This is a genomic window from Vreelandella aquamarina, from assembly GCF_900110265.1.
GTDB classification, from domain to species: Bacteria; Pseudomonadota; Gammaproteobacteria; order Pseudomonadales; family Halomonadaceae; genus Vreelandella; species Vreelandella aquamarina.
In genome coordinates this window covers 1-6,766 of sequence record NZ_FODB01000092.1, presented here as the reverse complement: position 1 = coordinate 6,766, position 6,766 = coordinate 1, and the positions used below count along the sequence as shown (strand labels likewise).

Sequence of the window (6,766 nt, the reverse complement as noted above, 5' to 3'; positions counted from 1 at the left end):
CCGTAGACGCGCTGCCGGATCATGGTGTTGAGCCCATGACGAATCATGCGGGCATCCCGCTGGTCGGTCAGCGTCTCGGCCAGTCGCTGGGTTAGCCGGTGTTGTTTATCGACTTCGCGCAGTAACAACACACCGGCATCCGAGGTGATATGGCCTCCGGAGAAATCGGCTTCAATCTGGCGGCGGGAGAGTGGCGAGAAGGTCAGTTTTTGAGGTACCATTTTGGATAGCGGCTTTTAGTGTGGGTTTTTGTGTAGGAACTTGAATTCTAACACTTTAAGCCGCTTCTTCCTTCCTCATGCTACCTTCTTCATGAGAAATCCGGGCTAGGGAACTGGATGCCCGTGAGGCCCAAGAACACATCACACAGGGATATCATGTAGAAAATCAGTAGAGGAGGCAATAACGCGTCAGCTCGCATTGCGCTTGCAATAAGCCCCATGTACTCCATGTCGATTGGTGTCGCGTATTGTCAACCTGACGCACACACCGGGCAGAAGCGACAAGCAGTGAATTCGGTGCAGAATATATCATCTACGCCTACTTGAACGGATAAAGACAAAAACACTGGAGAAAGAAGTTGGCTTGGAAATTTCAGTTGCAGCTTGCGAGCAAAACAATCGCCAGCACGGTGTTGGGCGGGCTGACCGGAATGGATCGGTTATGGCACCGCCGCGAAGCCAGCATGATAGCCTACGCGGCAGCAGCGTTGTGTGCCTGCGGCTTTGCGTTTGTCTCGCAGCATATTCCAGGTACCGATCCCAGTCGCGTTTTGGTTTCAACAAAAGATAGGATGTGCAACCATGGAAAAAACACTTCGCCTTGACCTCCCGCTCCTCCTTCCCGACACGCCGGATGCGCATGGGGCTTGTGCACAGCGGCTAGCCGAGAGCCTGGAAACTCGTGAAGGTGTCTCTATCGCCCACGTTCGCAATACAGAAAGCGGTGGGGGCATGGAGCTATGTATTCATTACGACCCCGCATTGCTTTCGCTTGAACGAGTCCGCGAAGTCGCCAAGGCGTTCGGGGCAGAGATTACCTCTCAGTTCGGGCACCTCGTGTGGCAGGTTGAAGGTATTCCGGATCAACGTCGGGCAAGAGCGGTCAGCGCACAGCTGCGCAGTCTCCCGGGGGTTGTAGAGGCCGAGGCCAATGCCAAGGGGCCGCTGCGGATTGAATTTGATCGAAGGCAAACTGATGAAAACACTCTGCGCAATGCCCTTCAGAACATGAGACTGTCGCTGGTACAAGACGAATCCAGACCGCATGAGCCGACTGGAGAAGCACACGATCATGAGCATGGCGGCATATTTGGTGCGCAAACGGAACTTATTTTTGTGGCCTTGTGCGGTGCGCTGTTGCTGATTGGCTGGCTTTTGCCGAAGTTCGTGGCGACGCCGCCATGGGCACCCCTGTTCGTCCTCGTGCCCGCCTATTTCTTCGGCGGCTACTACGCCCTGCGCGAGGCTATTGACAGTGTGCGCACTGGCCGGTTCGAGATTGATTTTCTGATGCTGGTGGCGGCGGCGGGCGCGGCAGCGCTTGGTGAATGGGCCGAGGGCGCATTGTTGCTGCTCCTCTTCAGTCTTGGCCATGCGCTGGAAGGCTATGCCATGGGTCGCGCCAAGCGGGCCATCGAAGCGCTTGGCGCCCTGGCGCCCAAAACCGCCACCGTGCGCCGGGATGCCAAGGTCGAAGAGATCGCCGTCGATGCTTTGCGGGTCGGTGACATCGTGCTGGTGAAGCCGAACGAGCGTCTGGCCGCGGACGGGTTCGTCATCAAGGGTGAAAGCAGCGTCAATCAAGCACCGATCACAGGCGAGAGCGTGCCGGTGGACAAATCACCCGTCGGGGATGCGACCGTTGCCGCGGAAAAACCCGACCTCGTGGATGCCGAAAACCGTGTCTTTGCCGGTACGATCAACGGCGGCAGTGCGTTGGAAATTCAAGTCACGCGCACATCGGCGGATTCGACCCTCGCCCGCGTCGTCAAGATGGTGAACGAGGCCGAAACCAACCAATCGCCCACCCAGCGCCTGACCGACCGGTTCGAACGCATCTTTGTACCGGCGGTTCTGGTTCTTGCCGTTGCGCTTTTGTTTGCGGGCTTCGTCGTCGACGAACCTTTCAGCGACACCTTCTATCGCGCCATGGCTGTACTGGTAGCGGCAAGCCCCTGTGCGCTTGCGATCGCGACGCCAAGCGCGGTTCTCAGCGGGGTCGCACGCGCCGCCCGTGGCGGTGTTCTGATCAAAGGCGGTGCCCCGCTCGAAAATCTGGGGCGGCTGACGGCCATCGCCTTCGACAAGACCGGCACACTGACAGAAGGCAAGCCGAAGCTCGTCGATGTGGTGACGGCCGATGACGTAGCGGAAGAGGAGCTTCTGCGGGTGGCGGTTGGGGTCGAGATGTTGAGCGACCATCCCCTCGCCGCTGCCGTTGTCAGGGGTGGACGCGAACGCCTGGGCGATACGCCTGCCGCCGAGTCATTGAACCTGCGCAGCATTACGGGCCGCGGGGTCGTGGCAGACGTCGAGGGCGAGACAACCTACATCGGTAAGGATGACCTGTTCGCGGAGATTGGCGGCCCTGCCATTCCTCCTTCTCTGAAGATCCAAATAGAAGCATTGGAAGCGAACGGCCGCACCACGATGGTTGTTCGCCAAGGCGACCGATATCTTGGCGTGATTGGGCTGATGGATACGCCGCGCGAAGCGGCACCGGCGGTGATAGAGACGCTGCGCACGATCGGCATTCGCCGGATGATCATGATCTCTGGCGACAATCAGCAGGTCGCGGACGCTGTCGCGCGGGCTGTCGGCCTTGACGAGGCACGCGGTGATCTGATGCCCGATGATAAGGTGGAGACGATCAAAAAACTGCGCGCAGAGGCTAAAGTAGCGATGGTTGGCGACGGCGTCAACGACGCTCCCGCGATGGCGAACGCCACAGTCGGCATTGCCATGGGCGCGGCGGGCTCGGATGTCGCGCTGGAAACCGCCGATGTGGCTCTGATGGCGGATAACCTGAACCATTTGCCCTTCGCCGTGGCGTTGAGCCGGTCGACGAGCTCAATCATTCGACAGAACCTGTGGTTCAGCCTGGGCGTTGTTGCCTTGCTGGTTCCCGCGACGATTCTCGGTCTTGGGATTGGACCTGCGGTGGCGGTTCACGAAGGGTCGACTATTGTCGTCGTGTTCAACGCACTGCGCTTGCTCGCATTTCGTTTTGCTCCACCTGTTACACCCGTGGGTAGGGTATCCAATGCGGAAATGTCGGTGTAATCAACCAGACAACAGGAAGCCGTTGCAGGAAGCTCCCAATGAAGTGGATCGAACAAACTCTCGGACCACTCTTCCTGGATGGGGATACAAGGCGTGTTCATTTGTTCGAGCTTCTGCTTGACGTGAATGACGGATTGAAAAAGGCAGGTAATAACACACAATTTACAGGTCATTGGTGCTGGATCATCGGCTGCGCAAACTCCGACGACCGCGCTAGCGGCCTTACATACATGTGTGAAGATTATTATCACAGAATAAGGGGCGGTGTTATCCCGCTCTCTTCCAGAGCCCAACGGGCGCGCCATATATCTGAACGCCGCTCAAGCACCAGATAGTTGCGTTCCGCAATATAGCGCGACTTCTGACCGGGGATACATGGGATTCGGATCGGACACGCCTTGAGCGGCGATTCACCAAATTGTGCAAGGGCCCCCAGAATTCGTGCCCACACCCTTGGCGGGGCGCGATGCGCAATGCCCGAGGCAACCAGCTGGTGTAACCAGCGACCGGCGCCGAGCTTCATCGTGGCACGCGTCGCCAGGTGGATTTCCCCCGAAAGCACCGTGACATCATGGCCGTTGGCAAGCGCCATGTCCCGGATCACCCGAAGCATATCGCACCATTCGTCACGGTGAGCGCGGCTTTGCCACTGATCGCGCAGATCGTCCTCGTATTTCTGCATTTTGGGGATGGCGACCATCAGAGCCTCAAGCACCGACAGGCGTGGACCCAGCAACGGCACGCTGGACATCAGGAACGTGTGACCCTGCACCGGGGTCGAGGCCTCAGCTCGAATCATCTTCCAGCCGCCGTCCCCCATTACCTCGTGGCGCGTACGCTCCGACCTCATATCAGGTGCAAGGAGGCGCAGACCGGCTGTGCGAACACTCCAGCCCAGATGCAGCCCGGCAGGATCGTGGAACCGTTCAGGCAGATCACCATCTACTGCGGCATGCTGAAAGGTCAAAAAACTCTCGCGGGCAACATCAAACAGGATTTGGCCGACCGGTGTGTCGGTCTTCGACCCCGGTAGCGATCCCCAGCCATCGCAAATATCGTGGTCGTCCCACTGCATGAGAGACGGCACGCGCGCGGCGATCCAGACAAATTCCGGCGCACGATAAAGCGCCACGTAGCGCTCCAGGAAGCGTTCGCGCAAATAATGGCGCAAATCGGCAAGATCGGCGCGCGAAGGATCCTTGGGGATATGTTCGGGCCAGTCCTCGCTCAGGGGGTGACCCTCGGTGACTTGGTCAGCATAGACCTGATCGCCACCGTGCAGCAGCAGGGAAAACGGCGCGTTCCGGTGATCTTCTGTCAGGCGTGCCCACATCGCATTGCGCTCGGACCCTTCGCGCTCCAGATCGCCGATTTGCTCGCCGTTGCAGGACACATAGGCGATCCGTATATCGCCTCGAAAATCACTTGCCAAGGAGTAACTTTGGCCGTTCCAGGCATAACAGGACGAGCGGTTTGCGGGCAGGTCGAAGCGTGCTCGCCAAACGGTCATATGATCGTATTCCGCGAGGATTTCCGCTGTATGTACGCCGTGGACCGTTTCGATTGGCTCCGGGCACTCGCCATTGTCCGCAATGAAAAGGACAGAGAGCCGTAACACATATTTCTCGACATGGTCGAGAAAGAGAAGCGGTCCGGTCATGACCGGAGGTTCGGATGTCATGCGCAAGGTGGTTCCGATCAGTCTTCGGGCACTACTGTCGCCGTTGTCCTCGTCGCAGGACAGCGGGTATTGCAATCAGCGCGATCAGCCCTGCAACCCAAACCAGCAGAACGACCGTCTTGACAAGAAAATGAATCGATCCACCCGCCCAGCCGAGCAGCCCCTCAATATTGGCCGCATCACGTAAAGCCGTGGCTTCCTCCCCAAGGCCAAACCACTTCGCAAGCCCCGCTCCGGTATCGGCCAGTGGCCCGGCTGCACCGGAGATCCAGGAGAGGACCGGATCGACCAGCCACCAAGCGCCGAGCGAAAGCGCAGACCATATGACCAGCCCGGCCACGATGACCGAGGTCGGAATATTCAGCACCGGCAGGGCTCTGCGTTCGCGATAGCCGGAATGGTCATCGCCCTCATAATACCCACCCATGTCGCGATACCGTCTGTGTTTGGGTCGCCGGAAAAGATGATGTCCCATGATTTGCTTCCTCTAAGGGTGACGTTCACCTCCGCCAACACAACGTATCGCATCCTTGACCACCAGATGACCGCGGTGCGCGTCAAGGCCCCAGGTCAAAGTCCAGACGTAAGGATCCTGCGCCGCGGTGACACCAGGCAGGCCCATGTCCACCCGAGTTGCGCCGCCTGAACAAACCTGTCTAATCAAAAATTTCCGACAACCAGGACTTGCGGCGATACCCATGTTTGCCATGGCCTCCATGCTTGCCGTAACCGCCGTGCTTGTCATAGCCTCGGGGTTCTGGCTCGCGACGTGGTGGCGGCGCCAGTTCTACGGCACTACGCTCGATGATCTTGTCCAGCTCCCCCCGGTCCAGCCACACGCCCCGGCATTTGGGGCAATAATCAATTTCCACACCTTGTCGATCGGCCATCGTCAGATCAACACTCTCGCATACTGGACATTTCATGAGCTTCTCCTTTAGGTCAATCATCAGGGAAATCATAGTAGCACCATACTCACACCCCTTCACACTTGGGGCAACTAATCAAAATATTCTCCAGCATGTTATCGGCACCAACCATGATTAATTGGTGTGCCCAGAAGCCCCCTGCCCCCATTGAGCAGGTGATCTATTATCTGTTGTGAATCAAGGGGCAGTCTAGCCCGAATTTCTCATGAGGGGATAAAAGAAAGCGGCTGAAAGTGTTAAAATTTCAGGACCTTACACCATCAATCAACACCAACAACCGCTATCCAAAATGGTACCTCAAAAACTGACCTTCTCGCCACTTTCCCGCCGCCAGATTGAAACCGACTTCTCCGGAGGCCATATCACCTCCGATGCCGGCTTGCTGTTACTGCGCGAAGTCGACAAACAACACCGGTTAACCCAACGGCTGGCCGAGACTCTGACCGACCAGCGGGATCCCCGGATGATTCGTCATGAGCTCAAGTCCCTGGTCCGGCAACGGGTCTACGGTGTGGCCGGTGGCTACGAAGATCTGAATGATCATGAAGCGCTTCGCTTTGATCAGGCACTACAAACCGCCACGGGGAATGCCTCGACTCTGGCCGGCAAGTCCACGCTTTGTCGAATGGAGCAGGCGATGGATCGGCAAACCATTGTCAAAGCGCATGAGTTGCTCTGGCACCACTTTATCGAGCAGCATGAGAAGCCGCCCAAGGAAATCGTGCTGGATTTTGACGGCACCGATATTCCGGTGCACGGCGACCAGCCGGGTAAGTTCTTTAACCGGTATTACGACCATCACTGCTACTTCCCGCTTTACGTCTTCTGCGGTAGGCACTTGCTGGTGAGCTATCTGCGCACCAGCAATCGAG

At 57.8% G+C, this 6,766-nt stretch carries 6 protein-coding genes and 1 pseudogene; 3 read left to right on the top strand and 4 right to left on the bottom strand.

Translation table 11 applies throughout. From position 1 onward, the window contains the following. A partial coding sequence (locus BMY49_RS16595; RefSeq protein ID WP_208596225.1) for a transposase occupies positions 1-221 on the bottom strand: 221 nt, incomplete at its 3' end. Between the two features lie 359 nt (positions 222-580). Between BMY49_RS16595 and BMY49_RS17505 the strand changes: the two genes are divergently transcribed. Further along, a complete protein-coding gene (locus tag BMY49_RS17505; RefSeq protein WP_136632012.1) occupies positions 581-826 on the top strand; it encodes a hypothetical protein in 246 nt (81 codons plus the stop codon). Beyond that, complete coding sequence (locus BMY49_RS16590; RefSeq protein ID WP_008173696.1) at positions 804-3,284, top strand: heavy metal translocating P-type ATPase; 2,481 nt, start codon at positions 804-806, stop codon at positions 3,282-3,284. The genes BMY49_RS17505 and BMY49_RS16590 overlap by 23 nt, the downstream gene beginning before the upstream one ends. Before the next feature lie 247 nt (positions 3,285-3,531). Here the strand turns inward: BMY49_RS16590 and BMY49_RS16585 are convergent, their stop codons facing one another. The 3 genes from BMY49_RS16585 to BMY49_RS16575 all read right to left on the bottom strand — a co-directional run bounded on the left by BMY49_RS16585 (position 3,532) and on the right by BMY49_RS16575 (position 5,891). Further along, positions 3,532-4,965, bottom strand: coding sequence for an alkaline phosphatase D family protein (locus BMY49_RS16585; protein ID WP_074211047.1), 1,434 nt, complete (start codon positions 4,963-4,965; stop codon positions 3,532-3,534). A gap of 31 nt (positions 4,966-4,996) precedes the next feature. Further along, complete coding sequence (locus BMY49_RS16580) at positions 4,997-5,440, bottom strand: hypothetical protein (RefSeq protein WP_039882014.1); 444 nt, start codon at positions 5,438-5,440, stop codon at positions 4,997-4,999. Between the two features lie 181 nt (positions 5,441-5,621). After that, the gene (locus BMY49_RS16575; protein ID WP_172515652.1) at positions 5,622-5,891 is read right to left on the bottom strand and encodes a TFIIB-type zinc ribbon-containing protein; all 270 of its coding nucleotides are present in this window, start codon (positions 5,889-5,891) and stop codon (positions 5,622-5,624) included. A gap of 292 nt (positions 5,892-6,183) precedes the next feature. Between BMY49_RS16575 and BMY49_RS16570 the strand changes: the two are divergent. Continuing rightward, positions 6,184-6,766 (top strand): annotated as a pseudogene (locus BMY49_RS16570) (IS1380-like element ISMaq3 family transposase); the annotation flags it as partial.

What these genes read in the sequence shown, in the direction of transcription:
- BMY49_RS16590 (WP_008173696.1), top strand. Translation starts at nt 804, where the DNA reads ATGGAAAAAACACTTCGCCTTGACCTCCCGCTCCTCCTTCCCGACACG.
- BMY49_RS16585 (WP_074211047.1), bottom strand. Translation starts at nt 4,965, where the DNA reads ATGACATCCGAACCTCCGGTCATGACCGGACCGCTTCTCTTTCTCGAC.
- BMY49_RS16580 (WP_039882014.1), bottom strand. Translation starts at nt 5,440, where the DNA reads ATGGGACATCATCTTTTCCGGCGACCCAAACACAGACGGTATCGCGAC.
- BMY49_RS16575 (WP_172515652.1), bottom strand. Translation starts at nt 5,891, where the DNA reads ATGAAATGTCCAGTATGCGAGAGTGTTGATCTGACGATGGCCGATCGA.